Origin of the sequence: Paenibacillus pasadenensis, from assembly GCF_002864175.1 — a bacterium.
GTDB lineage: Bacteria > Bacillota > Bacilli > Paenibacillales > Paenibacillaceae > Paenibacillus_O > Paenibacillus_O pasadenensis.
The window spans coordinates 296,886-322,363 of the sequence record NZ_NFEZ01000001.1; the positions used below are offsets into that span (position 1 = coordinate 296,886).

Consider the following 25,478-nt stretch of genomic DNA (forward strand, 5'->3'; position numbering starts at 1 on the left):
CGGCCTGCACGCCCTAAGTGTAGCATGTCCGGCGGGGTTTAAGCTTCGCTAAAGGTTGACCCTCTAAGCTGAAGCCAGCACGACGGGGACGCCCGCCGATACGACAGCCGAAAGGGGCGATGGGATCATGGCGATCGAGGTGTTCAACCGGTACGAGAACAAGTACCTGATGGATGCGAAAGCCTTCTATGACCTGTACAACCGCCTGATGGAGCATATGCAGCTGGACGAGTTCAACCGGAACGACAAGTTCTATGCCATCAGCAACCTGTATTACGACACGGAGCAGCACACGCTCATCCGCACGAGCCTGGCCAAGCCGAAGTACCGCGAGAAGCTGCGCATCCGCGCTTACGGCGTGCCGGGGCCGGACGCCAAGGTGTATCTGGAGCTGAAGAAAAAGGTGAGCGGACTCGTCAACAAGCGCCGGACTGCGATGCGGCTCGGCGAGGCGTACGGCTTCGCCCGGAGCGGCGTGCCGCCCGAGTGGCGCGAAGGCATGAACCGGCAGGTGATGAGCGAGATCGAATACTTTCTCAGCCGCTACGAGCTGCGGCCGATGGCCTATCTCGCCTACGACCGCATCGCGCTGTTCAGCAAGGAAAGCCGCGACCTGCGCATCACGTTCGACACGAACATCCGCTCCCGGCGGCATGACCTGCGGCTGGAGGCCGGCGATTACGGCGAGCCGCTGCTGGAGCGGGGACAATGGCTCATGGAAGTGAAGGCGGAGAAGACCGTTCCGGTCTGGCTGTCGCGGCTGCTCTCGGAGCTCGGCCTGTACCGGACCGGCTTCAGCAAGTACGGCAACGAATACAAGAAGAACATCCGCGGCGCAGGGGCGCCCGTCATCGAAAGGGAGAGAATCGTCCTATGATCGAATCCATCTTCGGCACCGCCGCTGCCGGCGAGTCCGCGCTCACGCTCGGCCATGCGCTGCTGACGCTCGGCGTCGCGATCGGGCTCGGCCTGCTCATCAGCCTGACCTATATGAGGACGCAGCCGGCGTACAGCCCGAGCTTCACGCTGACGATGATCGTGCTGCCGACGATCGTCGCCATCATCATCCTGCTCATCGGCAGCAACATCGCCCGGGCGTTCAGCCTGGCCGGAGCGTTCTCGATCATCCGCTTCCGCAGCGCCCCCGGCGACGCCAAGGACATTTCCTATGTGCTGTTCTCGATGGCGGCCGGCCTCGCCTGCGGCGTCGGGGCTTTCGGCTATGCGGTCCTGTTCACGATCGTGCTCTGCGCGCTGATGCTCGTGCTGAAGGCGGTCAAGTTCGGCGCGAGCCGCCCGGCGATGAAGACGCTCAAGGTGACGATACCCGAGAGCCTCGGCTATGAGGAGGCGTTCGCCGAGGTGTTCCGCCTGCATCAGGTCGGGTACGAGCTGAAGCGGGTGCGCACGACCGAGCTCGGCAGCTTGTATGAAGTGATGTACTCGGTCCAGATGGGGCCGCAGACGAACCAGAAGGAGTTTCTCGACGCGCTCCGCGTCCGCAACGGCAATCTCGACATTACGCTGACGATGAGTCCCGTCGTGCAGGAGTATTGAATTCAGAGAGAGGATGATGATGATGAAGACCAACCTATCGGCTAAAATGGCCGGCCTCGTCCTGCTGTCCGCCATCCTGGCGGCCGGCTGCAGCGACGGAGCGGCGGACACGGCTGCGGAGGCCGCAGCCACAGGGAGCGAGTCCGCGGCTGACGCCTCGGCGGAAAGCGCGGCGGCTGCCGCCAAGCTGGCGAGCGTCAAGCTGAGCGATATCGCGTCCTATGACGAGGATGACCTGGCGGTCGAGTGGGACGCTTCGGCCGCGACGACGATCACGCTGAGCGGCGCGGGCGCCAGCGTCGACGGCGCCGGGGCAAGCGTGGACGGCGGCATCGTCACGATCTCGGCCGCCGGCACCTATGCAGTCAGCGGCTCGCTGACGGACGGCCGCATCGTCGTGGACAGCGCGGACGAGGGCGCCGTGCGTCTCGTGCTGGGCGGAGCGGAGGTGTCGAGCTCCAGCGGTCCGGCGATCTGGGTCAAGCAGGCCGGCAAAACCGTGCTGACGCTGCAGGAGGGCACGTCGAACCGGCTGGCCGACGGCGCGGCCTATGCCGAGCAGGACGAGGACGGCGAGCCGTCGGGGGCGGTGTTCAGCAAGGACGACCTGACGATCAACGGCGCGGGCAAGCTGTCCGTGACGGCCCGTTTCAACGACGGCATCGTCGGCAAGGACGAGCTCAAGATCGTCAGCGGCACGATCGACGTGACCGCCAAGGACGACGGCATCGTCGGCCGCGACCTGCTGGCGGTGAAGGATGCCGTCCTGACGGTGAAAGCGGGCGGCGACGGCTTCAAGTCGACGAACGACGGCGAGGAAGGCAAAGGCTATGTGGCGCTGGAGGGCGGCACGTATGACGTGGCCTCGGGCAGCGACGGCTTCCAGGCGGCGAGCTCGCTGCTCGTCGGCGGCGGCACATACCGCATCGTCAGCGGAGGCGGCAGCGCCGAGGCGGAGCCGCATCAGGAGGAGGGCTTCGGCTTCGGCGGCATGGGGCAGCGCCAGCAAGGCGGAGCCGGAGAGGGTACGGGGAACGGGGCAGTCACAGGTACGGACACAGGCGTGCAAAATGGAACGGGCGACGCGGGCTCGGAGGGCGGCGGCTCGGCCGGCTCGGCCGTCGGCACGGAGACCGATGCGGAATCCGGCAGCGCCAAGGCGTTCAAGGCGACCGTCGGCATCTCCATCGCGGACGGCGACTTCGACATCGACGCCAAGGACGATGCGGTCCATAGCAATGGCGCGGTCGCAATTAGCGGCGGCCAGCTGGCGATCCGCACCGGCGACGACGCGGTCCATGCCGACGCCTCGCTCGCGATCAGCGGCGGCATGATCAACATCGCCGCCAGCTACGAAGGCTTGGAGAGCGCCGACATCGCCATCAGCGGCGGCGAGATCCATGTCGTCGCCAGCGACGACGGGGTCAATGCCTCGGAAGGCAGCGCGGAGGAGACGGCCGCATCACCGACAGGCACGGCGGGACAAGGTCAAGCGCCGGCTGAGGAGCAGGGCGCCGCCGATGGCGCATCCGGACAGGGCCAAGGCGGTCCGGGCGGCGAGCCAGGAGGCCAAGGTGGCGGCCCGGGCGGCGGCTTCGGCGCGGCGGGCAAGGCGCGGCTCGCGATCAGCGGCGGCTATCTCGTCGTCGACGCGGAAGGCGACGGACTCGATTCCAACGGCTCGATCGCGATGTCCGGCGGCACCGTCATCGTGAACGGCCCGACGAACGGCGGCAACGGCAGCTTGGATTACGACGGAACGTTCGAGCAATCGGGCGGACTGCTCATCGCCGCCGGCAGCTCCGGCATGGCGCAAGCTCCGTCGGACACCTCTTCCCAGCGCTCCGTATCGATGACGTTCCCGTCGGCTCTCGCGGCCGGCACGCTCGTGACGCTGGCGGATGAATCGGGCACGCCGCTGGTGAGCTTCGAGACGTCCAAGACGATCCAGAACATCGTCATCGCCTCGCCGAAGCTGGAGTCCGGCAGAACCTACAGCTTCTATACGGGCGGGACGTCCGGCGCCGCAGCGAAGGACGGCCTGTACGAGGGCGGCTCGCTCAGCGGCGGCATGGAGGTCGTAAGCTTCGAGCTCGGCGATTCGGCTGTCACCTATGTCGATGAATCGGGCGTCACGACCGGCGGCGGAGGCATGGGCGGAGGCCGCGGCGGCTTCGGCGGCCAAGGCGGAGGGCGCGGTCAAGGCGGCATGACGCCTCCCGATGGCCAAGGCTTCGCCCCGCCGGACGGTGCTCCAGGCGAGCCTCCTGCGCAGGGGGACGGTCCCGGCAGCACGACGCCGGGCGACAGCTCCGCTCCGGGCGCGGCCGGCTCGGCTTCCGGCGCGGCCGGCGCCGAGAGCGGCGCGTAGCCTCTTTCGCATCCGGAGCGTGCGAGCCTCCCTTGGAATTGGCGCGTGCGGCATGGAAGCCCCAGGCAGGCGATAGCCTGCCCGATCCAGCCAACTAAAAGGCCGGCGAAGCTCGATGCCAGGCATGCGGGAAGCCGCCCTCCACTACGTCGCAGGACGGGGTGGAGGGCGGCTCTGCTTTTGCTTAAACGTGCAAGAATCCCTCTTTTCCAATCGCAACGAAAGGTGTAAAGTAAAGAAGAATGGAAACAAAGAAAATGAGAAAAAAGGAAAATGGGGTATACTATGGCAATTGCAAATGAGGTGATGAACGGTATGGAATGGAAGCGTGCGCGAGTCTCGCCGAAGCGCCAAGTAACGATACCTCAAAAGTTGTTCGAACAGGCGGGCATCCAGGATGAAGTCGAATTCAGCATCAAAGGCAGCCACATCATCATTCGGCCCGTGCGTGAACAGGCTGGGAACGACTATTATGCCGATTTGATTCTTGCCGATCTCATTCAGGAAGGTTATGTCGGTTCCGAATTGCTCTCTAAATTCCGCGAGAAGCAGCAGGCTTTGAAAGCCGCCGTCAAAACCATGATTTCCGAATCCCAGGATGCCGCTCGCCACTTCGAAGGCTCCGACCGAACGGAAGCCATCTTCGGCGATGTGATGGAGGATTAGATGCTTCCCGTCATCTATCTTGGTCCTGCGGAACGCTACTTCAAAAAGCTCGTCGAGAAGCCGCTGAAGCGTGCGTACTTCGATGCGATTCTCGCCATTCGTCATGATCCATCAATCGGGGAACGAAAGACCGGGGATCTTTCGGGCTTATTCGGCTACGATGTCTCTTATAAGGAAACAAATTATGAGATCGCGTACCGTGTCGAAGAGAACGAGGAAGGAGAACTGGTCGTCATTATCCTGGCTGGTTCTAGGGAAAACTTTTACGATCAGCTGAAAAGATGCTTGAAGTAGGACAAACGAAAGGAGCCGTCTCTGAGACGGCTCCTTTTTTGATATCTTTTCAGGCTGCTGAGACTGTGGGAAAAATAGGATCATGGAAACGAACCTCTTAAAGCGGGTATTGCATGCGGCCGTAATGAATTCAAGCTGGCGGTGTGCGAGCGTTCGTCGGCATCAGCGCGTCCTAACGTCATTTTTGCCTTTAGGGAGCGCGGTTCGTCGGTATGAGCGCGTCCTAACGTCATTTTTGCCTTTAGGGAGCGCGGTTCGTCGGCATGAGCGCGTCCTAACGTCATTTTTGCCTTTAAGGAGCGCGGTTCGGGGGCCTTCGCTCTCTGCAGAAGCCAGAAGCGAAACGGAGTCCGTGTGGAAGAAGAAAGCGGCAGCGCTTTTTTCCTTGATGGACTTCGAATTCGCCTAGGAACAATATCCCCCCTAGGGCGTGTTTGCAAACCCGCTCAGGGGCATCTATCACCGCCTTTTTGCCCCCTGCTTCGTCACGCAGGGATCAAAAATTCGGCCCCATCTGCTTCCTTCGGGGTATGCAAACACGCCCTGGCGAATCCGCCTCCGGCCGCTACTTCATCCGCACGCGGAGCCCCGCGGCGGCGAAGGCGTCGAGCAGCGCGACCGCCGCGTCGACCTCGTCCGGGCCGTGGATCTCGAGCGTGTAGCATTCGTCCCGCACCAGCGTGACGGTGAGGCCGAGGATGCTTTTGACGTCGATGCAGCGGCCGCCCGCATGCAGCACGATGCTGGACTCGAAGCCCGACGCCGTACGGTTGATGTCGATAATTTCCTTCGTTCCGATTCCGCTCATGCTTCATTCCTCCTGATGGCCTCTCGGGCCGAGTAACGAGAACGTTTTATGCCGCCCGCCTCATCCAAACAGCTGCTGAGCGGCGAACACGGTCGCCGCCACGGTCAGCGAGCTGAGCAGCGTCGTCAGCAGCACCGCCTCGGCGGCGTAGTCGGGATCGTTGCCGTGCTCCATGGCGAACTGCGCCATATTGCGCGAGCATGGGAACGAGCCGGCGATGAGCAGCGCCTGCGCGGTCACGCCGTCCAGGCCGAGCGCGAGGATGAGCGCCAGCGCCAGCGCCGGAGAGATCAGCAGCCGGCCGGCCGCCGTCAGCAGCAGCGGCAGCGACGGGCGCCGCAGCCGCAGCCCGGCGATCTGGGCGCCGAGCGTGAACAGCGCCACCGCCAGAAAGGCGGACGCGACCGTGTCGATCGGCCGCCAGATGAAATCCGGCAGCCGCAGCCCCGTCGCCTGCAGCGCGATGCCGGCGAGCATCGCAAGCACGATCGGGTTCAGCGCCAGTCCGCGCAGCGCGCGCCAGCCCGGCGTTTCCACCCGCATCGCGTTGAACAGGCCGTACGTGTTCGTGACGAGCGTCTGGAACAGCGTGACGATGACCTGGATGGACATCCCGACCGGCTGCGTAGCGAAGACGAGCTGGCTGACCGGCAGGCCGAAGTTGCCCGAGTTGAACAGGACGATGCTGTTGCGGAACGTCGAGGCGGTGCGCGCCTCCAGCCGCAGCCAGCGCGCGGCCGCTTCCGCGGCGAGCATCAGCAGGCCGTTCTGCAGCAGCAGGAACAGCGCGACCTGCAGCACGAGCGCGGCCTCGAACCGCGCCTCGTACAGATTCGCGAACACGAGCGCCGGCAGCAGCACGCTGCCCGTCAGCCGCGACAGCGTGCGCGGATCGAAGCGCAGCCGGCGATGGAGCAGCGCGCCGAGACCGAGCAGCGCGAACACGGGGAAGATGACCTGCAGCAGGATGAGCAGAAAGACGCCCATGACGGCGGATCAGCGGAAGTCGCGCGGAATGCGGCGGGCGACGCCGGTGTCGATCGCCGCCTGGATGACGGCCGTCCGCACGCGCTGCACGACTTCCTCGTTGAACACGCTCGGGATGATGTAGGACTCGCTGAGCTCCTCCTCGCTGACGGAGCTTGCGATCGCCTCGGCCGCGGCCAGCTTCATCGGCTCGTTGATGGAGCGCGCCCGGCACTCCAGCGCCCCGCGGAAGATGCCGGGGAAGCAGAGCACGTTGTTGATCTGGTTCGGATAATCGCTCCGCCCGGTCGCCATGACGCGCACGTACGGCTCCGCCAGCTCCGGCTCGATCTCCGGCTCGGGGTTCGCCATCGCGAACACGATCGGATCGCGGGCCATCCGCTGCAGATGCTCCACCTTCAGCACGCCCGGTCCCGATACGCCGAGGAAGATGTCGGCGCCGGCGATGGCCTCGTCCAGCCCGCCGCTCTCGCCATGCGGATTGCTGTGCTCGGCGAGCCAGCTCCACATCGGATTGTCGTAGGCCTCGCCCGCGCGGATCGCCCCGTGCCGGTCGACGCAGACGACGTTGCGGAAGCCTGCGGCGAGCAGCATCTTGGCGCAGGCGACGCCCGCCGCGCCGATGCCGACGATGACCAGCTTGACGTCCTCGCGCCGCTTGCCGACGATCTTGAGCGCGTTGAGCATGCCCGCCAGCATGACGACGGCGGTGCCGTGCTGGTCGTCGTGGAACACGGGGATGTCGAGCTCCTCCTTGAGCCGCTCCTCGATCTCGAAGCAGCGCGGTGAGCTGATGTCCTCGAGGTTGATGCCGCCGAAGCCCGGCGCGATGTTCTTGATCGTGCGGATGATGTCCTCTGTGTCGGTCGTGTCCAGGCAGATCGGGAATCCGTCCACGCCGGCGAACTGCTTGAACAGCATCGCCTTGCCCTCCATGACCGGCATCGCGCCGTACGGCCCGATGTCGCCGAGGCCGAGCACCGCGGTGCCGTCGCTGACGATGGCGACCGTATTGCGCTTGATCGTCAGCGAGAACGCCTTGGACTCGTCCTCATGGATCGCCCGGCACACCTTGGCGACGCCCGGCGTGTACACATGGGACAGCTCCTCCCGGTTTTTGACCGCGATGCGGGGCGTCACCTCGATCTTGCCGCCGAGATGGACGAGGAACGTGCGGTCGGAGACGTTGACGACCTTGAGGCCCTGCAGCGAGGACAGATGGGAGACGAGCGCTTCGCGGCGCTCGTCCGGCACGTGGACGGTGATGTCGCGGATCGCCGTCTCCGGCGACGAGCGGATGACGTCGGTGGCGACGATGTCGCCGCCGCAGGCGCCGATCGTCACCGCCACCTCGCCGAACGAGATGGCGGACTTGCGGATTTCCAATCGGATGATGATGGTCGAGCTGGATGCCATGGCGGATCTTCCTTTCCGGTCGGACGGGGATGAGGAAAGGGAGCGTCGCCGCTCCCCTCCTTACGCTTCTTCGTTGATGATCACTTTTTTGCCGCGCAGCTTGAGCAGCAGCGGCACGAGCAGCCACAGGACGGCGACGAGGAGGAAGGCGAGCGAGATCGGCTTCGTCAGGAAGATGCTGAAGTCGCCGTTCGACGCCGTGAGCGCGCGCCGCATGTTGTTCTCGATCATCGGCCCGAGCACGAGGCCGAGCACGAGCGGAGCGAGCGGATAGTCGTTCTGCGCCAGGAAGTAGCCGGCGATGCCGCAGCCGATGAGCAGCAGCAGGTCGAACGTCGTGTACTGCACCGCGTAGACGCCGAACACGGAGATGGCGATGATGATCGGCAGCAGGTACTTCGGCGGCGTCTCGATGATCTTGGCGAACACCTTGACGAGCGGCATGTTGAGCACGAGCAGCATCAGGTTGCCGATGAACATGCTTGCGATCAGCCCCCAGGCGACGCCCGGATGGTCCTCGAACAGGAGCGGGCCCGGCTGCACGTTGTACATGATGAGCGCGCCCATGAGGATCGCGGTCGTGCCGGAGCCGGGGATGCCGAGCGTGAGCAGCGGGATCATCGCCCCGCCGGAGGCCGCGTTGTTGGCCGACTCGGGCGCGGCGACGCCGGCGATGGCGCCCTTGCCGAACTTCTCGGGATTGCGGCTGAGCTTCTTTTCCATGATGTAGCTGAAAAAGGAGGCGAGCGTCGCGCCGGCGCCCGGCAGCACGCCGATGAAAAAGCCGAGCAGCGAGCCGCGCGCGATCGGGCCTGCGCTTTCCTTGAGATCCTGGCGGGTCGGCAGCACGCGGCCGACCTTGATGATCTCGCCTCCGCCATAGTCGCGGTGCAGCACCGTCTTGAACACCTCGCCGAGAGCGAACAGGCCGACGGCTACGGTGAGGAATTCCAGCCCGGAGTACAGCACCGGCACGTTGTAGGTGAAGCGGGCGACGCCGGAGACGTTGTCCATGCCGATCGTCGCGAGCAGCAGGCCGAGCACGGTCATGATCAGCGCCTTGGTCATCGACTTGCCGGCGAGGCCGCTGACGGCGGCGAGGCCGAGCAGCATGAGCGAGAAATATTCCGCCGGACCGAACTTGATCGCCACCTCGGACAGCGGCTTCGCCAGCAGCACGAGCGCGACGAGCGCCACGATGCCGGCGACGAACGAGCCGATCGCCGCGATCGAGAGCGCCGCTCCCGCCCGGCCCTGGCGGGCCATCTGGTAGCCGTCGAGCGTCGTCACGACGGACGAGGACTCGCCCGGCGTGTTGAGCAGGATCGACGTCGTCGAGCCGCCGTACATCGCGCCGTAGTAGACGCCGGCGAGCAGGATGATCGCGCTCGTGGCGGCGGACGCCGGATCCTGCCCGCTCGTCAGCGTCGCCGTGACCGGGATGAGCAGCGCCACGCCGCTCATCGGGCCGATGCCGGGCAGGACGCCGACCGCCGTGCCGATGAGCACGCCGACGAAGGCGAACAGCAGGTTTTGCCATTGCAGGGCCGAAGCGAAGCCGTCGGCAAGGAATTGCAGCGTTTCCATGGGGACAGCCTCCTTCTACCCGAGATTCATCCAGGAGGGAAAGCCGGGCAGAGTGCCCTCCAGGACTTGGACGAACAAATAATAGACGCCGAACGAAAACAGCGCGGACACGAGCAGCGAGACGAGCCATCGGCCCCGCTCGATGACCTGGAAGCCGAGCAGGAGGAAGAGGAACGTGCCAAGCACGTATCCGATGTCCTCCAGGAAGTACGCGTACAGGAGCGCGGCGCCGACGAGGATGCCGAAGCGCTTGTAGTCGAGTCTCGGCTTCTCGCCGCTTGCCGCGTCCGTCATCCGGCCGCGGAGCGTCTCATAGAGCAGCCGCGCGCTCAGCAGGATGAGCAGGATGCCGAGCCCCATCGGAAAGATATCCGGACCGACGTTGCTGCCGTAGGAGCTCTCGCCGATCTTGCGGCTTTCCCAGACGAAGGCTGCGCCGACCAGCAGGAACGCGACGCCGGCGTACCGGTCGAAGATGCGGTTCATGATGCCTCACCTCGCAAGAATGGAATCGAAATCAATCGGAAATACTCGGTGTTACTTAGCCATGCCGAGCGCGGTCAGCAGCTCTTGAATCATCTTTTCCTGCTCGCCGAGGAACGCGGCGAAGTCGTCGGAGCCTTTGAATTCCGGCTCCCAGGCATTGGCCGCAAGCTCTTTCTTCCACGCGTCCGAGTCGTTCAGCGCCTGCAGCTTCTCGGCCCAGTACGCCTTCTGGTCGTCGGTCATTTCCTTCGGTCCGAACACGCCGCGCCAGATCGTGAACTCGGCGTCGATGCCGGACTCCTTGAGCGTCGGCACGTCCTTGAAGTCGCCGCCGAGGCGTTCCGGGGACGTGATGCCGAGCACGCGCACCTTGCCGGCCTTGAGGTACTCCGACGCGCTGGAGATGTCGGTGCCGATGGCGTCGGCGTTGCCGCCGAGCAGCGCCGCGATCGCTTCGCCGCCGCCGTCGTAGGAGACGTACTTGACCGCCTTCGGGTCGATGCCGGCCTTATAGGCGGGCAGCACCGTGATGAGATGGTCCATCGAGCCCGGAGCCGAGCCGCCGGCGACCGTCACCTTCGTTGGATCCGCTTTCAGATCGGCCATCAGCGACTGGATGTCGGCATGCTTGGAGTCGGCCCGCACGACGATCGCGCCGTAATCCTTGGTCAGCTGGGCGAGCGGCGTCGCGTCCTTGTAGCCGTAAGGGCTGTTGCCTTCCTTCTTGAGGTTGTTGATGAGGATCGGCGGCGAGCTGACGAACAGCCGATACGGGTTCTTCTTGTCCTGCGTGGCGTATTCGGCCATGAATACGGCGCCGCCGCCTCCGGGCTTGTTCTCGACGGTCATCGTCTTGTCGACGAGCTTGGTCTCGCCGAGCACCTTCGTCAGCGAGCGGGCGGTCTTGTCCCAGCCGCCTCCGGCTCCGGACGGAGCGACGACGACGATCGGCTTGGACGGATACGAGCCCGAGCCTCCGGAGCCGCCTCCCTCTCCGCATGCCGTCAGCGCGGACATTGCCGCTGCGGCCGCCAGCGCGGCGACGACCGGTTTCCATTTCCACGAATTGAATTTCATGACGCTTCCCCCTTGTGGTATAGTACGGATACTTCGATCTAGCGCCAATCTTTTATGGTAGCGTTTACAATTGTGACTGTATCATGAACATATTCCAGCCGGCTATATTGCGCGCATACCTTGCATTTGCCGCATTTCAGCCATTTTGTTCATAAAAACCACGGAAAGGACGAGCCGACCGATGCGCCTGCAAACGAAGCTGACGCTGCTCCTCTGCGCGCTTACCTCCATCATCCTGCTGCTGCTGTCGCTCGCCTTTCGGGAGATGCTCCTCGACACGTACAAGAAACAGGAGGGCTCCAAGGCGCTCAATCTGGCGCAGATGGTCGCGGCCATTCCCGACGTCCGGGAAGCCTTTGCCGAGCCGGACCCGTCGCTCATCCTGCAGCCGATGGTCGAAGAGATCCGCCGCCGGACGGATGCCGAATTCATCGTCGTCGGCAATGCCGAGGGCATCCGCTACGCGCATCCCAATGCGAAGCTGATCGGCCAGCCGATGGTCGGCGGCGACAACGGTCCGGTGTTCGCCGGCCAGTCGATCGTGTCGGAGGCGACGGGCACGCTCGGCCCGTCGCTGCGCGGCAAGACGCCGGTATACGGCGCGGACGGAAGCATCATCGGCGTCGTGTCGGTCGGCATTCTGACCGAGGACATCGAGCGCAAGTCCCGCCGCTTCCTGCTGCCGATCGCCGCGCTCGCCTTGGCCGCGCTCGCTCTGAGCGCGCTTGGCGCGGCGCTCATCGCGCGCCATGTGAAGCGCGCCATCCACGGCCTCGAGCCGGAGGACATCGGACGGCTGTATCGCGAGCAGGAGGCGGTGCTCGAGTCGGTGCGCGAGGGCATCGTCGCCGTCAACAACCGGGGCGAGGCGACGCTGCTCAACCAGCAGGCGATGCGGATGCTTGGCCTCGAGGATCGCGCGCAGCTGCTCGGACGCCCGGCGCGCGGGATTTTGCCCGACGCGGCCTTTCCGCGGCCGGGCGAGTCCGAGGCCGCGGCCTACGGCGAGGAGGCGATCGTCGGCACGCGCGCGGTCATCGTCAGCCGCGTGCCCGTCAAGGATGCCGGCGGCCGCGTCGTCGGCGCCGTGTCGAGCTTCCGCGACCAGTCGGAGCTGTACCTGCTGACGCAGCAGCTGTCGCAGATGCAGCAGTACGCCGACGGCCTGCGCGCGCAGACGCATGAGTTTTCCAATAAGCTGCATACGATCTCGGGGCTGCTCCAGCTGGACCAGTACCGCGAGGCGGTCGCGTTCATCGCGCGGGAGTCCGACAGCCACAGCAGCCGTATCGGCACGATCCTCAAGGAGATTCCCGATCCCGTCATCGGCGGGCTGCTGCTCGGCAAGATCAACCGCGCGCAGGAGCTGCGGGTGGAGCTGGAGGTCGACGAGGACAGCACGTTCCGCGACGTGCCGCCGGAGCTTGACCGCTCGCAGCTCGTGACGATCCTCGGCAATCTGATCGACAACGCGCTGGAGGCGGTCAGCCACGACGGAGAGGGGCGCGTCGCCGTGCTGCTGACCGATCTCGGGCCGGATCTCGTGCTGGAGGTGGAGGACAACGGCTGCGGCATTCCGGAGGAGGCGGCCGAGCGCATCTTTGAGGTCGGCTATTCCACGAAAAGCAAGGAGAGAAGAGGCTACGGCCTGGCGCTCGTCCAGCGCTCGGTCCGCCAGCTCGGCGGCTGGCTCGAGTTCCAGCCGGGCGAACGCGGAGGCACGCGCTTCACGGTCGCCATCCCCAAGCAAAGGAGCGATTCGCCATGATTCAAGTGCTCATCGTCGAGGACGACGTGCGCAACGCCGAGATCCACCGCCGCTTCGTCGGCAAGGTGGACGGCTTCGAGGCGGCCGGCGTCGCCACAGACGGCCGCCAGGCGCTGGAGCTGCTGGACATCCTGCAGCCGGACCTCGTGCTGCTGGACCTGTTCCTGCCGCATGTCGACGGCTTGGAGCTGCTGCGCCGCATCCGCGCCGGCCATCCGCGCACCGGCGTCATCATGGTGACGGCGGCCAAGGAGCTGCATCGGGTGCGCGAGGCGATCGAGGGCGGCGTTTACGACTACCTGCTCAAGCCGGTCATCTTCGACCGGCTGCAGGAGACGCTGCTCGGGTACCGCTCCTATCGCGAGCGGATGGCGGCGCTCGAAGCCGAGGCGGCCGGCGCGCTCGGCCAGTCCGAGATCGACGCGCTGCTGCGGCTGCGCGAGCCGGGCGCGGAGCGGGGCCGCCCGAGCGGCTACCCCAAGGGCATCGACCAGCTCACCCTCGACAAAGTAAGCGGGCTGCTCGGCGAGGAAGAGGGGCCGCTCACCGCGCCGCTGCTGAGCGCGCGGCTCGGCATCAGCCGCTCGACCGCCCGCCGCTACCTCGAATATCTCGTCAGCGCGGGCCGCTTGCAGGCCGACCTGGCCTACGGCAGCGTCGGTCGGCCGGAGCGGGTGTATCGGCGCAAGGCCTAGCCCTGGCCGCAGCGCGTGGAGGGTGCTGAGCGGGTGGTGGGCGGAACCCGCCCAGCAGAGCAGGAGCGCGGGGAGGGACGGCTGGCCGCTTCGGGCGCTGCGGCCCGGAGAGCGGGTCCTTAACGGTAAAACCGGCCCCCATTTCAATTCGTTGATCGGGCTCGACTACTGGAGTGGATGGGGCTGGAGCAAGCGTGGCAACGTTCGGCAACTTACGGGTGCACTTTTTTACTACTGGCTATGACTAGAGCTGATAGACGAACTTGGCCGCTTTCGGAACCGGCCGCACGAAGGTAGTCTAGACCCTCTCATTGCCCGTTGCATGGTCGGCATGGCGCATCTCGCGACATTGAATTCCCGGCCAGGCAAAAGGCTCGCCTACACGCGGAAAAACCGCGTGTCGCGAGAGTCTGTAGCGCCGGACGGCGGCCTATGCGCGGAAAAAGCGCGTGTAGCGGGAGGTTGGAGAGCCGTACTGCGGCCTATGCGCGGAAAAACCGCGTGTAGCGGGAGGTTGGAGCGCCGGTCTGCGGCCTACGCGCGGAAAAACCGCGTGTAGCGGGAGGTTGGAGCGCCGGTCTGCGGCCTACGCGTGGAAAAACCGCGTGTAGCGGGAGGTTGGAGAGCCGTACTGCGGCCTACGCGCGGAAAAACCGCGTGTAGCGCTCGTTCCGGGCGGAACGACAAATAGGGCTTCCCATCGGTCGTTGATACCGACCTTGGGATAGCCCTCTTGTCGTGACGCCAGCATCGCGCAGCCGCTCTGCTCGCAGCAATGTCGAGCCGCGTGCTCGTGTTTACTCCCGCGCAAGCACCGGCCCGCCACTCGCGCCCATGCCCGTCGCAGTTTCGCCCGCTCGCAGTTGCTGGAGCCCGCTCGCACCAACACTGCTCGCTCTAGCCAGCGATGCTGGCCCATTCACAACCGCGCTCAGATCCGTGCCTCCGCGCCCGCGCGGTCAGCGCAGGCGCATCTATGCGCGCATCAAGGCAGCACGTTGCCCGCAGCGCGGAAGATCGCGTACCATTCCTCGCGCGTCAGGCGGATGTCCGCCGCACGCACGCAGTCCGTGAGCCGCTCGATGTTCATCGTGCCGGTCACCGGCTGCATGTTCGCCGGATGGCGCAGCAGCCAGGCCATCGCGATCGTCGTCGCGCTGACGCCGTAGCTTTCCGCGACCTCGTCGATCTTGGCGTTCAGCTCAGGGAACTTGGCGCTGCCGAGGAACACGCCCTCGAAGAAGCCGTATTGGAAAGGAGACCAAGGCTGGATCGTGATGTCGTGCAGGCGGCAGAAGTCGAGCACGCTGCCGTCGCGGTTCACCGCCGATTCGTTTTCCATGTTGACGTTGAAGCCCTGCGAGATCATCGTGCTGTTCGTAATGCTCAGCTGCAGCTGGTTCGCGACGAGCGGCTGCTTGACGAATTTTTGCAGCAGCTGGATCTGCATCGGGTTCTGGTTGGAGACGCCGAAGTGGCGCACCTTGCCGGAGCGCTCCAGCTGGTCGAACGCCTCGGCGACCTCCTCCGGCTCGACGAGCGTATCCGGGCGATGCAGCAGCAGCACGTCCAGATAGTCGGTGCGCAGCCGCTGCAGGATCTTGTCGACCGACCCGAGGATATGCTCCTTGGAAAAGTCGAATTGTCCCGAACGGATGCCGCATTTGGACTGAAGGATCAAGCTCTCGCGCACGCTCGGGCTCATGCCGACCGCCTCCGCGAAAATCTCCTCGCACTCGCCGCCGCCGTAGATGTCGGCATGGTCGAAGAAGTTCGCGCCGAGATCCAGCGCGCTGCGGACGAAGCGCTCCGCCCCCGGCTTGTCCAGCGAGTTGATGCGCATGCAGCCGACCGCGACCGCCGGCACCTCCAGGGCGCTTGCGCCCAGCTTGAATGTTCTCATGGATCGATAGCCTCCTTAGGCTGTAAGGTAGGATGAATCCAGCGGATTGGAATCCGCGTCCTCCTTATTGTGGCACAGCGCAAGCAAGCGCTTCAACCTCTTTTAGAAACCGATTTCACAGTCAGCGCGGACCGGCTCGCGCACCAGGCCTGCATGACGACCGAGGCCGTCCCGTTACGGGACGGCCTCCTTTCTGTCCGAATAGACGCTTCACCGATCGTCCTCCGGCACGACAACCTCGACATGGCCCGGCAGCAGCTGCAGCTCCAGCGGCAGGTCGGGGCCTTCTTCTCCGTCCACGTTCGTGCGCACGCGCTCGAACGAGCGCACGCTGACCTGGCGTGCCGTGAAGGCGACGACATCCTTGTGCTCCCGCAGGCTGCCTGCCCAGAGCGACCAGCCGGCCGTGAGCGTGCCGAGCCAGCCGATGTCCTTGAAAATGAAGCCGTGGATCAGGCCGTCGTCGACAGCCGCGTCCGGCACCATCTTTTCGAAGCCGGCGACCGAATTCGTCAGCGCGGCGACGAACAGCGGCGATTCGCCCTCCCAGACCTCTCCATCATATTCAATCCGCATCGGATAGGCTTTCTGCGAGACCAGCTCCTTGAGCCCTTCCTTGAGGTAGGCGAGCGAGCCCAGGCGGGACTTCTCCTCCGAGCTGACCGCCGCCACCGCTTCGGCGATGTTGCCGGCGGCGACGACGTTCGTGAACAGCCGGTCGTTGATCCGGCCCAGATCGACCGCCCGGACGCGGCTTGAAGCGAGCGCCGCGATCGCGGCTTGCGGATCGAGCGGGAGGCCGAGAGCCCGCGCGAAGTCGTTCACCGTGCCGAGCGGCACGATGCCGAGCTGCGGCCGATGCTCCTGGCTCAGCAGGCCGTTGATCGTCTCGTTCAGCGTGCCGTCGCCGCCCGCCGAGACGACGAGGTCGCAGCGCATCCCGCAGGCGGAGCGGCAGAAGCGCGTCGCGTCCTGCTCGCCGGCCGTCTCGCGCAGCTCGACGTCGTAGCCTTTGGCGCGCAGCACGTCTTCGATGTCGCGCGCGTATTCGGCCGCCCTTTCCTTCCCGGAGGAAGGATTGAGGATGACCATCGCTTTGCGGGCCGGCTTTGCCTTTCCGATCTCGTTATCTACCGTGAATTCACTCATGACGACGCCTCCGTCCGCTGGTCCGGCCGCCTCCCGGCGCTGCCGTCGACCGCAGGTCATTACTTCGGAATTACCACGAATGCTCCTTTTGCAAACCGCCCGGGAGGAGTCTGTTTTTTCCTATTGACAGGCAGGGGCGGCCCCCTTATAGTAATGAAGTCGCTACTGATAATCATTATCAATTACTTCATGAAACATATAGAAAGGGGTTCTTCATCATGAGAAAATGGCTTGCTCCGATCGCGCTGACGCTGGCGCTCGTCCTCAGCGCCTGCGGATCGAAAAACGACTCCGGCGGCGGCTCCGAGCCGACGGCTTCTCCGGCCGCGACCGGCACGATCACCTACCAGGCGGAATCCGGCCCGGTCGAGGTGCCGGCGAACCCGCAGCGCATCGTCGCGCTGGCCAGCGCGCCGAACGTGCTGTCCCTCGGCCTGCCGCTCGTCGGCGTCGACGAATGGACCGGCAAGAACCCGCTGTTCACGGACAAGCTGGCCGGCGTCGAGATCGTCTCCGAGGACAACCTCGAGAAGATCGTCGAGCTTGACCCGGATCTCATCATCGCCGGCACGCACAACAAGAACCTCGACAAGATGGCGGAGATCGCGCCGACCGTCGCCTACACCTGGGGCAAGCTGGACTACCTGCAGCAGCAGGTCGAGATCGGCAAGCTGGTGAACAAGGAAGCCGAAGCCCAGGCCTGGGTCGACGACTTCAAAACCCGTGCCGCCGAGGCAGGCGAGCAGATCAAGGCGAAGATCGGCGAGGACTCCACCGTATCCGTGTACGAGTATGACGCCAAGAACATCTATGTCTTCGGCAACAACTGGGCGCGCGGCACCGAGGTGCTGTACCAGGCGATGGGGCTCAAGATGCCGGAGAGCGTCACCAAGGACGTGCTCGGACCGGGCTATTACGCGCTCTCGAGCGAAAAGCTCGGCGATTACGCCGGCGACTACATCGTCCTCAGCCAGACCAAGGGCATGTCCAACCCGGTCTTCGAAACGGAGACGTGGAAGGGCATCCCGGCCGTCAAAGCGGGCCGCGTCATCACGATCGACACGGAAGCGTCGACCTACAGCGATCCAACGACGCTCGACCACCTGCTGAAGCTGTTCACCGAGCAGTTCCTGGCGCTGCCTTGATCGCGCCCTGACGCGGCGCTCCTAGCGCCGCACCGACATCGTTTCCTCCACCCGCAAGCAGCCTTCGGGCCGCCTGCGGGTTTTTTTTCGTTCAACCTTTACGTTGACGTCAAGGTTATGGAGTGGTAACATGAGCTCATAATATTTTAGTTATAAAATATATAGAAACGAAAAGGTGGGGGCTATGTACAAGATCGAGGACATCGCGCAGATGACCGGCCTCACGAAGCGCACGATCCGCTACTACGAGGAGATCGGCCTGCTCTCCCCGGAGCGGAGCGACGGGGGGTACCGGCTCTATGGCGAGGAGCATGTCCTTCGGCTGCGCAAGCTGATCGACGCCCGGGACGCGCTCGGGTTCTCCTTGCAGGAGCTGCAGGAGTACGTGGCGATCCATGAGGAGCTGACGCGGCTGCGGCAGGCGGTGCGGGAGGAGACGGGCGCGGAGAAGCGCGCCGCCGTGCTGCGGCTCGAGGACACGGTGCGGCAGCAGCTGGACGTGATCGACGCCAAGCTGGCCCAGATCGGGCGCGTCCGCGACGAGTACCGGGAGCTGCAGGCGCGCATCGACGAGGCGAAGCAAGCATGGCGACAGGAACAGGAGTGACAACAGCGTGGCGAAATCGACTTTGACGGCAGAAGCCGTCCAGGAGGCGGCGCAGCCGTCGTCCAGCATCTTCAACCAGCCCCGGGCCGTATGGGCGGTCTTTTTTGCGGGCGTCATCTCGTTCATGGGCATCGGGCTCGTGGACCCTATTCTACCGGCCATATCGGAAAAAATGAACGCGACCCCAAGCCAGACGACGCTGCTCTTCACGAGCTACAACGCCGTCATGGCGGTCGCGATGCTCGTGACCGGCCTGATCTCGAGCCGTCTCGGCATGAAGCGGACGCTGCTCGTCGGCGTCGTCATCGTAGCGCTGTTCTCCGGGCTCGGCGGCATCTCCAGCGGCATCTGGGAGCTCGTCGCCTATCGGGGCGGCTGGGGCTTCGGCAACGCGCTGTTCGTCGCGACCGCGCTGACCGCCATCGTGTCGATGTCGCGCGGCGGCGTCACCAAGGCGATCATCCTCTATGAAGCGGCGATCGGCATCGGCATCGCGGTCGGGCCGCTGCTCGGCGGCGAGCTCGGCACGCTGTCCTGGAGGGGACCCTTCCTCGGCGTCGCAGGCTGCATGCTCGCGGCCTTCGTCGCGCTGATCGCGCTCATGCCCAAGGAGCGCAAGGCCGCGGCCGGAACGGCTCCCGCGCGCCGCGCCTCCTTGCTGGATCCGATCCGGGCGCTCGTCCGCCACCGCTCGCTGCTCGTATTCGGCCTCACCGCCTGCCTGTACAACATCGGCTTCTTCACGCTGATGGCCTACGCCCCGTTCGTCATGGGGCTGGAAATCCGCGGCATCGGCTACGTGTTCCTCGGCTGGGGCGTCCTGCTTGCCCTGACGTCGGTGTTCATGGCGCCGCGCCTGCAGCGGGCGTACGGCACGGTCAAAACGATGGGCGCGATGCTGGCGCTGTTCAGCCTGACGCTGCTCGCGATGGCGGTCTGGACCGACGTCCAGTGGGTCGTCATCGCCAGCGTCGTGTTCGCCGGCGCTCTGCTCGGCAACAACAACACGCTCATCACGACCGGCGTCATGAACGCCGCTCCGGTCGAGCGCTCGACGGCTTCGGCCGCGTACAGCTTCCTGCGCTTCATCGGCGGCGCGATCGCGCCTTACATGGCCGGCAAGCTCGGCGAGCATTACGGCCATAGCGTGCCCTTTTATGTCGGCGCCGGCTTCGTGCTGCTGTCGGCGGCCTTCTTGGCCGCGAACCATAAGCATATCCGCCATGTGGACCAGGCCGAGGGCCACTAGCGCGCGGCCTCCGGGCGAATGGCGGGCCGCTTCTCCCGCAGGCTCCGATGCGGGCGGGAGCGGCTTTTTTTGCCTGACGGCCTGCGATCGGGCGCTGAGGCAGTATATTTCATTCGAAGCTTGCGTTATGATAGAAGGGAATATTCGCGGATTGCAGCTTACGGAGCCTACAAGTTCGACCATACCGTGAAAATAGATCATTCAAAACGATAGGAGACCCAATGAAATTCACTGAGTTGAAGCTGATTTCCCCCATTCTCAAAGCGCTTGAGAAAGAAAGCTACACCGAGCCGACGCCGATCCAGGCGCAGGCCATCCCGGCGGCCCTCGAAGGCCGCGACGTGCTCGGCTGCGCGCAGACCGGCACCGGCAAGACGGCCGCCTTTTCCATCCCGATCATCCAGCGGCTGACGAGCCAAGGCGGCAAAGCCCAAGGCAAGCGCCGCATCCGCTCGCTCATCCTGACGCCGACGCGCGAGCTGGCGATCCAGATCGAGGACAACATCCGGGCGTACAGCCAGTTCACCGACATCCGCTGCTTCTCGATCGTCGGCGGCGTGTCCCAGCGGGCGCAGGAGATCCAGCTGGCGCGCGGCATGGACATCCTGATCGCGACGCCGGGCCGCCTCATCGACCTCATCAACCAGAAGCACGCCGACCTGCAGCATGTCGAGATCCTCGTGCTCGACGAGGCCGACCGCATGCTCGACATGGGCTTCATCAACGACGTCAAGAAGATCATGGCGCGCATCCCGGCCAAAAAGCAGACGCTGTTCTTCTCCGCCACGATGCCGCCGGAGATCAGCCGGCTCGTCGAGTCGCTGCTGCATGACCCGGTCAAGGTCGAGATTACGCCGGTCTCCTCTACGGTCGACCGGATCGACCAGTCGGTCTACTTCGTCGACAAGGACAGCAAGCCGCAGCTGCTCATCCATCTGCTGCGCGACCGCTCGATCGAGTCGGTGCTCGTCTTCACCCGCACCAAGCATGGCGCGGACCGCGTCGTGCGCGTGCTGACCAAGGCCGGCATCACCGCGCAGGCGATCCACGGCAACAAGTCGCAGAACGCCCGCCAGGCGGCGCTCGGCAACTTCAAGAGCGGCGCGACGCGCGTGCTCGTGGCGACCGACATCGCGGCCCGCGGCATCGACATCGACGAGCTGGCGCATGTGATCCAGTTCAACCTGCCGAACATCCCGGAGACGTACGTGCACCGGATCGGCCGCACGGGCCGGGCCGGCAAGAGCGGCACGGCGATCGCGTTCTGCGAGGACGAGGAAGTTCCTTACCTCAAGGACATCGAGAAGCTGACGAAAAAGAAAGTGCCGGTCGTAAGCGACCATCCGTACCCGATGGCCGGCGGCGAGCCGGTGCTTCCGTCGCTGTCGCAAAGCCAAGGCGGCGGGAACGCTCGCCAGGGCGGCGGCTCCCAGCAGCGTGACGGCGGGAACGCGCGCCAAGGCGGCGGCTCCCAGCAACAAGGCGGCGGGAACGCGCGTCAAGGCGTGCGTCCGCAGTCGGGCGGCGCGCGCCAGGGCGGCGGCTCCCAGCAGCAAGGCGGCGGGAACGCGCGCCAAGGCGGGCGTCCGCAGCCGAGCGGCCAGTCGCAGCAGCGTCCCGCAGCCGGCGGCTCCGAAGCGCAGCAGCCGGGCGCAGCCGGCGCCGGCCGCAAGCGCAAGCGTCGCCGCGGCGGCTCCGGCCGCGGTCCAGCCTCCGCCGGAACGGCTCCGTCCGCGCAAGGCGCGCGTAGCGGCCAGCCTCGCGGCTAAGGCGGCTGGCAGCCGACCTCCGGCATATCGGCGGCCTGGCGCCGCCGATATGCCGGAGGAGGACCATTTCTCGTTCTCGTTTCATACGCAAAGAACCTTATCTCCGCGAATGCGGGCGAGATAAGGTTCTTTTTTTCGCCCCCGACTGATAATAAGAATCATTATTGGTTAATATAACAAAAGAGAAAGACGACCGCTGGCACGGTCGCCTTTCGGATGGATCACACTTTCGGTTCAAAGGTTTTGCAGTCGGTTTCGTCGGAATGGCTCGGCTTGCTGCTGCGGCTCACGACATAGATCGAAGAAGCGTTGCAGTGATTGCCGGCAGCCCAGTGCTTGCACGAGTTTACTTCACAGCGCACGTCTTTTGCCATGGATCTCACCTCCTTGGCATTAGGATGGTCGATCAGGATAGCTTTTTATACCTCCATTCGCTCGCCTTGAATCGTTGCAAGATTCGAGAGGGCTTTTTTTTCGTTGCTTCGGTGAAGAAGCAATGTGTAAAAAGGCGAGACGGGAATAGAATTTTTAACAATTCCATCATTCGTTTCGCAGAATACTGTGATTAATCGCTAACAACTTGACCTTATCATGTCGAAATACATTCTATTCTGCTTTAGAAAGGATTATTTTTGCATGAAGATCAAGCTGAGGCACAAATTAATCGCCATTTTTGTTCTCGTCTCTCTTCTGTTCGGGCTGGCATCCGTCCTTTCCTATTTCAATGAGAAGTCGACACGGGCTTCGTACGCGTACATCACCGATGTGGCCGGGGAGCTCCGCTCCGACGCGCAGACGATCCAGATGCTGTCGGAACGGCAGGTAAGCCGGCTGAGGGCATTCCTGCTGTACGACGATCCTTCCTACAAGGAAGGGTTGTACGAGTCCAATGACGGGATCGACCAGACGATCGCGTCCGCGATGAAGCGGAGCGATGCCAAGGAGGTCCGGGAGCAGCTGGAGCGCATTCAAAAGGCGAACCATCAGTTCCGGCAGATGACCGTGCGCATCATGAACGCTTATCTCGTCAACAAACGTCAAGCCGCGCTGGAGGGGCAGAAGGACATCAAGCCGATCAGCGACGAGATCCGGGCCGAGAGCGACGCGCTGGCCACCTGGGTCGAGAAGGAAGTCATCGAGGTCGTCAAGCTGGAGGCGCAGCGTAAAGCCGAGAAGGGGCAGCTGTTCATCATGGTCATCTGCGGCCTGGCCTCGGCCGCGGCGATCGCCGCCGGCTGGTTCGCCGCGCGCATGATCAGCCGTCCGCTCGCCGGCCTGAACGGCGCCGCGCAGCGGATGGCCGACGGCGACCTGACGGGGGAGCAGCCGCAAGTGCGCGGCCGCGACGAGCTGCGGGAGCTGAGCGACTCGTTCCGCCGCATGTCGGACAACATACGCGGCATGGTCGGCGGCATCGCTGTTCACGCGGGCAGCCTCGGCTCTGCGGCAGAGCAGCTGAGCAGCGGCGCCGAGCAGTCGGCGCGGGCTGCGGAGTCTGTGGCGTCGGCGATCGAGGAGATGGCTGGCGGCGCGGAATGGACCGCCGCGCGGGTGGAGGAGAACCGGGAGACGCTGAAGGAATTCGCTCAAGGCGCGGAGCTGGTCGGATCGACGTCCGCCGAGGTGCTGGAGCTGTCTCGCCGGACGAGCCAGGAGGCGGAGCTGGGCGGAAGCATCGTTGCCGAAAACCTGGAGCAGATGCAGACGATCCATGCTTCGATCGAACGCGCGAGCGGCGTCGTGCGCTCGCTGTCGGAGCGCTCGCGGGAGATCCGCGGCATCCTGCAGGTGCTGGGCGAGCTGTCTCGCCAGACGAACCTGCTGGCGCTCAACGCCTCGATCGAGGCGGCCCGCGCCGGCGAGCACGGACGGGGCTTCGCCGTCGTGGCCGACGAGGTGCGCTCGCTCGCCGAGCAGTCGCATCGGTCGGCGGGCTCGATCGGCGCGCTGATCGGCGCGATCCTGCAGGAGACGGAGGAGTCCGCCCGGCTCATGGAGGAAGCGATGCGCAGCGCGAAGGACGGCGTCGAGGTGTCGCGCCAGGCTTCCGACAAATTCGGCGTCATTCTCGGCGGCACCCGAGGCATTACTCCGCATATGGAGGAAATGGCGGCCGTGGCGCAGCAGATTCGCGTCCGCGCCGGGGAGATGACGGAGTCCGGCCGACGTATGGCCGAGGTCGCGCAGTCGCATTCGGCGAGCGCCCAGGAGGTTGCGGCTTCGACGGAGGAGCAGCTCGCTTCGATGGAGCAGATGCGCGCCTCCGCCCGATCGCTCGCGGAGATGGCCGACGAGCTGCAGGGGCTGGTCAGCCGGTTCCGTACGTAGGCGGATGGAGCCTTGTCTAGCAGCGGCCAGGATGCCGCTTGCTCCAAGCAGCGTCCCATGGGACGGGCTTTTGCCCTCCATGGGGCGTTTTTGCTTTGCCAAAAAACGTATAAAAGGGAGGCGGGAGGAAGAAGCTAGCAGGTGGAAAAAGGAGGAGAACAGAGCCTTGAAGCAGAGCAGGTGGAGAAAAACGGCTGCGATGGCCGTATTGGCGACGGGAATCGGCGCGACGCTGGGAGGCGGCTATCCCGGACCGGAAGCGCAGGCGGCCCCGGCCCCGGCGCTTGCGCCGAGCTTGATGGACATGGCGGCCCGAGCGCCGCTTGCGCGGAACGAAAGGGACGGAGCCGCGCCGTCGCCGCAAGCGTCGAATGCGGCGCCGGGAACGGCGGCGCGGCTGGATGCGCCGCATCAGGCAGCTGGAGCTGCGCCTGCGCCGAATGCGGCGCGTCGGGCGCCGGGCGCCGCCGCGCCAGGACAGGCAGGAAAGCCTGCGCCTCCTGGCGGCAAGAGCGGCCTCGCCGTCGCGGACGCGGCCGTCGGCCAGGCGATGGCGAGGCCGATCGCGTCGTCCGCCGAGGCGAGATGCCCGGCGCAGCCTGCCAAGCCGGAGCGGCCGGGCGAAGCGTCCCGGACGGATGGGCCGTCGCGGCTCGTCTGCCTGGCGGTGGCGTTCGAGGCGACGCTGACGCCGCCGCAGCGGGAAGCGCTGCGGCTTCCTTTTACGGCCAAGCATGCCGTCAGCTGGAGCAACCGCCCCGTCGACGAGTTCCCGCGCAACGGCATCGCGCTCGGCACGCTCGGCGAGGACAGCCTGGAGGCGCTCAAGGCGCTGCTGCGGGAGGCGCTCAGCGAGAGCGGCTACGACACGGCCCGAGGCATCATCCTCGCCGACGACAAGATGTCGTCGGCCGCAGGCGGCAATCCGCGCTGGGGCTCGGCGCTGTACCATGTCGCGTTCCTCGGCGACCCGAGCAGCCGCGAGCCGTGGATGCTGCAGCTGAGCGGGCGCCATCTGGCGCTCAACCTCGCCAGCAACACGCGCGAGACCGGCGTGACGCCGATGTTCCTCGGCATCGAGCCGCGGCTGTTCTCCGCCGGCGGACGCGACTGGGCGGTCATGGAGCCGCGGCTGGAGAGCATGTACGCGATGCTGCGCTCGCTGCCGCCCGACCAGATGGCGGCGGCCCGGCTCGGCGACAGCCACGCCGACGTGCTGCTCGGCCCGGGCAAGGACGGGCATTTCCCCGAGGCGGAGGGCATCCCGTACTCCCATCTCGGGGAGCAGCAGAAGCAGCGGGTGCGCGCGTCGATCGCCGCCTGGGTGCGCACGGCGGCTCCGGCATCGGCGCAGGCGCTGCTCGCGGCCTACCTTTCGCCCGAAGCGCTGGAGCGCACGTACATCGGCTGGTCGGGCTCGACGGACGACCGCGTGCCTGGCTCGTACGTCCGGATCGACGGGCCTCGCCTATGGCTGGAGACGGTCACGCTGGCGGAGGAGGCGCTGCCCGGCCGCGGCCATGTGCATACGGTGTGGCGCGACCGCAAGGCCGATTACGGCGGCTGCTTCTTTTAGGGCGTGCAAGGCATGCTTGCAGCCTAAGTCCGGCTCGGCG

The 25,478-nt window shown here is 65.2% G+C and carries 22 protein-coding genes; 13 read left to right on the forward strand and 9 right to left on the reverse strand.

Going from position 1 to position 25,478, the window contains the following annotated elements; translation table 11 throughout:
• The first annotated feature begins 127 nt into the window (after positions 1-127).
• From B8V81_RS01385 to B8V81_RS01405, 5 genes are all read left to right on the forward strand, one after another.
• Entirely contained in the window at positions 128-877 is a 750-nt protein-coding gene (locus B8V81_RS01385; protein WP_028600189.1) for a polyphosphate polymerase domain-containing protein, read from the forward strand.
• Complete coding sequence (locus tag B8V81_RS01390) at positions 874-1,557, forward strand: DUF4956 domain-containing protein (RefSeq protein ID WP_101807523.1); 684 nt, start codon at positions 874-876, stop codon at positions 1,555-1,557. The genes B8V81_RS01385 and B8V81_RS01390 overlap by 4 nt, the downstream gene beginning before the upstream one ends.
• A gap of 22 nt (positions 1,558-1,579) precedes the next feature.
• Positions 1,580-3,928, forward strand: a complete 2,349-nt coding sequence (locus B8V81_RS01395; protein ID WP_084137519.1) for a carbohydrate-binding domain-containing protein — start codon at positions 1,580-1,582, stop codon at positions 3,926-3,928.
• 285 nt (positions 3,929-4,213) lie between these two features.
• The gene (locus B8V81_RS01400) at positions 4,214-4,594 is read left to right on the forward strand and encodes an AbrB/MazE/SpoVT family DNA-binding domain-containing protein (RefSeq protein WP_043111725.1); all 381 of its coding nucleotides are present in this window, start codon (positions 4,214-4,216) and stop codon (positions 4,592-4,594) included.
• Positions 4,595-4,888, forward strand: coding sequence for a type II toxin-antitoxin system RelE/ParE family toxin (locus tag B8V81_RS01405; RefSeq protein WP_101807524.1), 294 nt, complete (start codon positions 4,595-4,597; stop codon positions 4,886-4,888).
• Positions 4,889-5,453: 565 nt separating this feature from the next.
• Here B8V81_RS01405 and B8V81_RS01410 read toward each other — a convergent pair.
• Genes B8V81_RS01410 through B8V81_RS01435 form a run of 6 tightly spaced genes read right to left on the reverse strand, consistent with a single transcriptional unit; the run spans position 5,454 to position 11,249 of the window.
• A complete protein-coding gene (locus tag B8V81_RS01410) occupies positions 5,454-5,696 on the reverse strand; it encodes an HPr family phosphocarrier protein (RefSeq protein ID WP_028600192.1) in 243 nt (80 codons plus the stop codon).
• A 60-nt stretch (positions 5,697-5,756) separates the two neighbouring features.
• Positions 5,757-6,683, reverse strand: a complete 927-nt coding sequence (locus B8V81_RS01415) for an AEC family transporter (protein ID WP_028600193.1) — start codon at positions 6,681-6,683, stop codon at positions 5,757-5,759.
• 9 nt (positions 6,684-6,692) lie between these two features.
• Positions 6,693-8,099, reverse strand: a complete 1,407-nt coding sequence (locus B8V81_RS01420; RefSeq protein WP_028600194.1) for an NAD-dependent malic enzyme — start codon at positions 8,097-8,099, stop codon at positions 6,693-6,695.
• Positions 8,100-8,159: 60 nt separating this feature from the next.
• Positions 8,160-9,686 carry a tripartite tricarboxylate transporter permease gene (locus tag B8V81_RS01425; RefSeq protein WP_028600195.1) on the reverse strand — a complete coding sequence of 509 codons (1,527 nt, stop codon included), beginning with the start codon at positions 9,684-9,686 and terminating at the stop codon, positions 8,160-8,162.
• 15 nt (positions 9,687-9,701) lie between these two features.
• Positions 9,702-10,172, reverse strand: a complete 471-nt coding sequence (locus B8V81_RS01430; RefSeq protein WP_028600196.1) for a tripartite tricarboxylate transporter TctB family protein — start codon at positions 10,170-10,172, stop codon at positions 9,702-9,704.
• Between the two features lie 51 nt (positions 10,173-10,223).
• Complete coding sequence (locus B8V81_RS01435) at positions 10,224-11,249, reverse strand: tripartite tricarboxylate transporter substrate binding protein (RefSeq protein WP_028600197.1); 1,026 nt, start codon at positions 11,247-11,249, stop codon at positions 10,224-10,226.
• Positions 11,250-11,430: 181 nt separating this feature from the next.
• Between B8V81_RS01435 and B8V81_RS01440 the strand changes: the two genes are divergently transcribed.
• Both B8V81_RS01440 and B8V81_RS01445 read left to right on the forward strand, forming a co-directional pair.
• Complete coding sequence (locus B8V81_RS01440) at positions 11,431-13,017, forward strand: ATP-binding protein (RefSeq protein WP_028600198.1); 1,587 nt, start codon at positions 11,431-11,433, stop codon at positions 13,015-13,017.
• On the forward strand, positions 13,014-13,712 hold the full coding sequence (locus B8V81_RS01445) for a response regulator (RefSeq protein WP_028600199.1): 699 nt from the start codon (positions 13,014-13,016) through the stop codon (positions 13,710-13,712). Before B8V81_RS01440 ends, B8V81_RS01445 begins: the two co-directional genes overlap by 4 nt.
• A 985-nt stretch (positions 13,713-14,697) precedes the next feature.
• On the opposite strand, the gene B8V81_RS01450 is transcribed toward B8V81_RS01445, so the two are convergent.
• Positions 14,698-15,615 carry an aldo/keto reductase gene (locus B8V81_RS01450; protein ID WP_101807525.1) on the reverse strand — a complete coding sequence of 306 codons (918 nt, stop codon included), beginning with the start codon at positions 15,613-15,615 and terminating at the stop codon, positions 14,698-14,700.
• Positions 15,616-15,825: 210 nt separating this feature from the next.
• A complete protein-coding gene (locus tag B8V81_RS01455; RefSeq protein ID WP_101807687.1) occupies positions 15,826-16,764 on the reverse strand; it encodes a diacylglycerol/lipid kinase family protein in 939 nt (312 codons plus the stop codon).
• 218 nt (positions 16,765-16,982) lie between these two features.
• Here B8V81_RS01455 and B8V81_RS01460 point away from each other — a divergent pair, with 218 nt between their 5' ends.
• From B8V81_RS01460 to B8V81_RS01475, 4 genes are all read left to right on the forward strand, one after another.
• A complete protein-coding gene (locus B8V81_RS01460; protein WP_101807526.1) occupies positions 16,983-17,909 on the forward strand; it encodes an iron-hydroxamate ABC transporter substrate-binding protein in 927 nt (308 codons plus the stop codon).
• Positions 17,910-18,093: 184 nt separating this feature from the next.
• A complete protein-coding gene (locus B8V81_RS01465) occupies positions 18,094-18,516 on the forward strand; it encodes a MerR family transcriptional regulator (RefSeq protein WP_244912693.1) in 423 nt (140 codons plus the stop codon).
• 7 nt (positions 18,517-18,523) lie between these two features.
• Positions 18,524-19,765 carry an MFS transporter gene (locus B8V81_RS01470; protein ID WP_101807528.1) on the forward strand — a complete coding sequence of 414 codons (1,242 nt, stop codon included), beginning with the start codon at positions 18,524-18,526 and terminating at the stop codon, positions 19,763-19,765.
• Between the two features lie 221 nt (positions 19,766-19,986).
• Entirely contained in the window at positions 19,987-21,534 is a 1,548-nt protein-coding gene (locus B8V81_RS01475) for a DEAD/DEAH box helicase (protein WP_101807529.1), read from the forward strand.
• A gap of 221 nt (positions 21,535-21,755) precedes the next feature.
• Here the strand turns inward: B8V81_RS01475 and B8V81_RS01480 are convergent, their stop codons facing one another.
• On the reverse strand, positions 21,756-21,908 hold the full coding sequence (locus tag B8V81_RS01480) for a DUF1540 domain-containing protein (protein WP_084137510.1): 153 nt from the start codon (positions 21,906-21,908) through the stop codon (positions 21,756-21,758).
• A 262-nt stretch (positions 21,909-22,170) separates the two neighbouring features.
• Between B8V81_RS01480 and B8V81_RS01485 the strand changes: the two genes are divergently transcribed.
• Together B8V81_RS01485 and B8V81_RS01490 are read left to right on the forward strand one after the other, a co-directional pair.
• Positions 22,171-23,862 carry a methyl-accepting chemotaxis protein gene (locus tag B8V81_RS01485; RefSeq protein WP_180968349.1) on the forward strand — a complete coding sequence of 564 codons (1,692 nt, stop codon included), beginning with the start codon at positions 22,171-22,173 and terminating at the stop codon, positions 23,860-23,862.
• 166 nt (positions 23,863-24,028) lie between these two features.
• A complete protein-coding gene (locus tag B8V81_RS01490; RefSeq protein ID WP_180968350.1) occupies positions 24,029-25,438 on the forward strand; it encodes a DUF3500 domain-containing protein in 1,410 nt (469 codons plus the stop codon).
• The last annotated feature ends 40 nt before the right edge of the window (positions 25,439-25,478 follow it).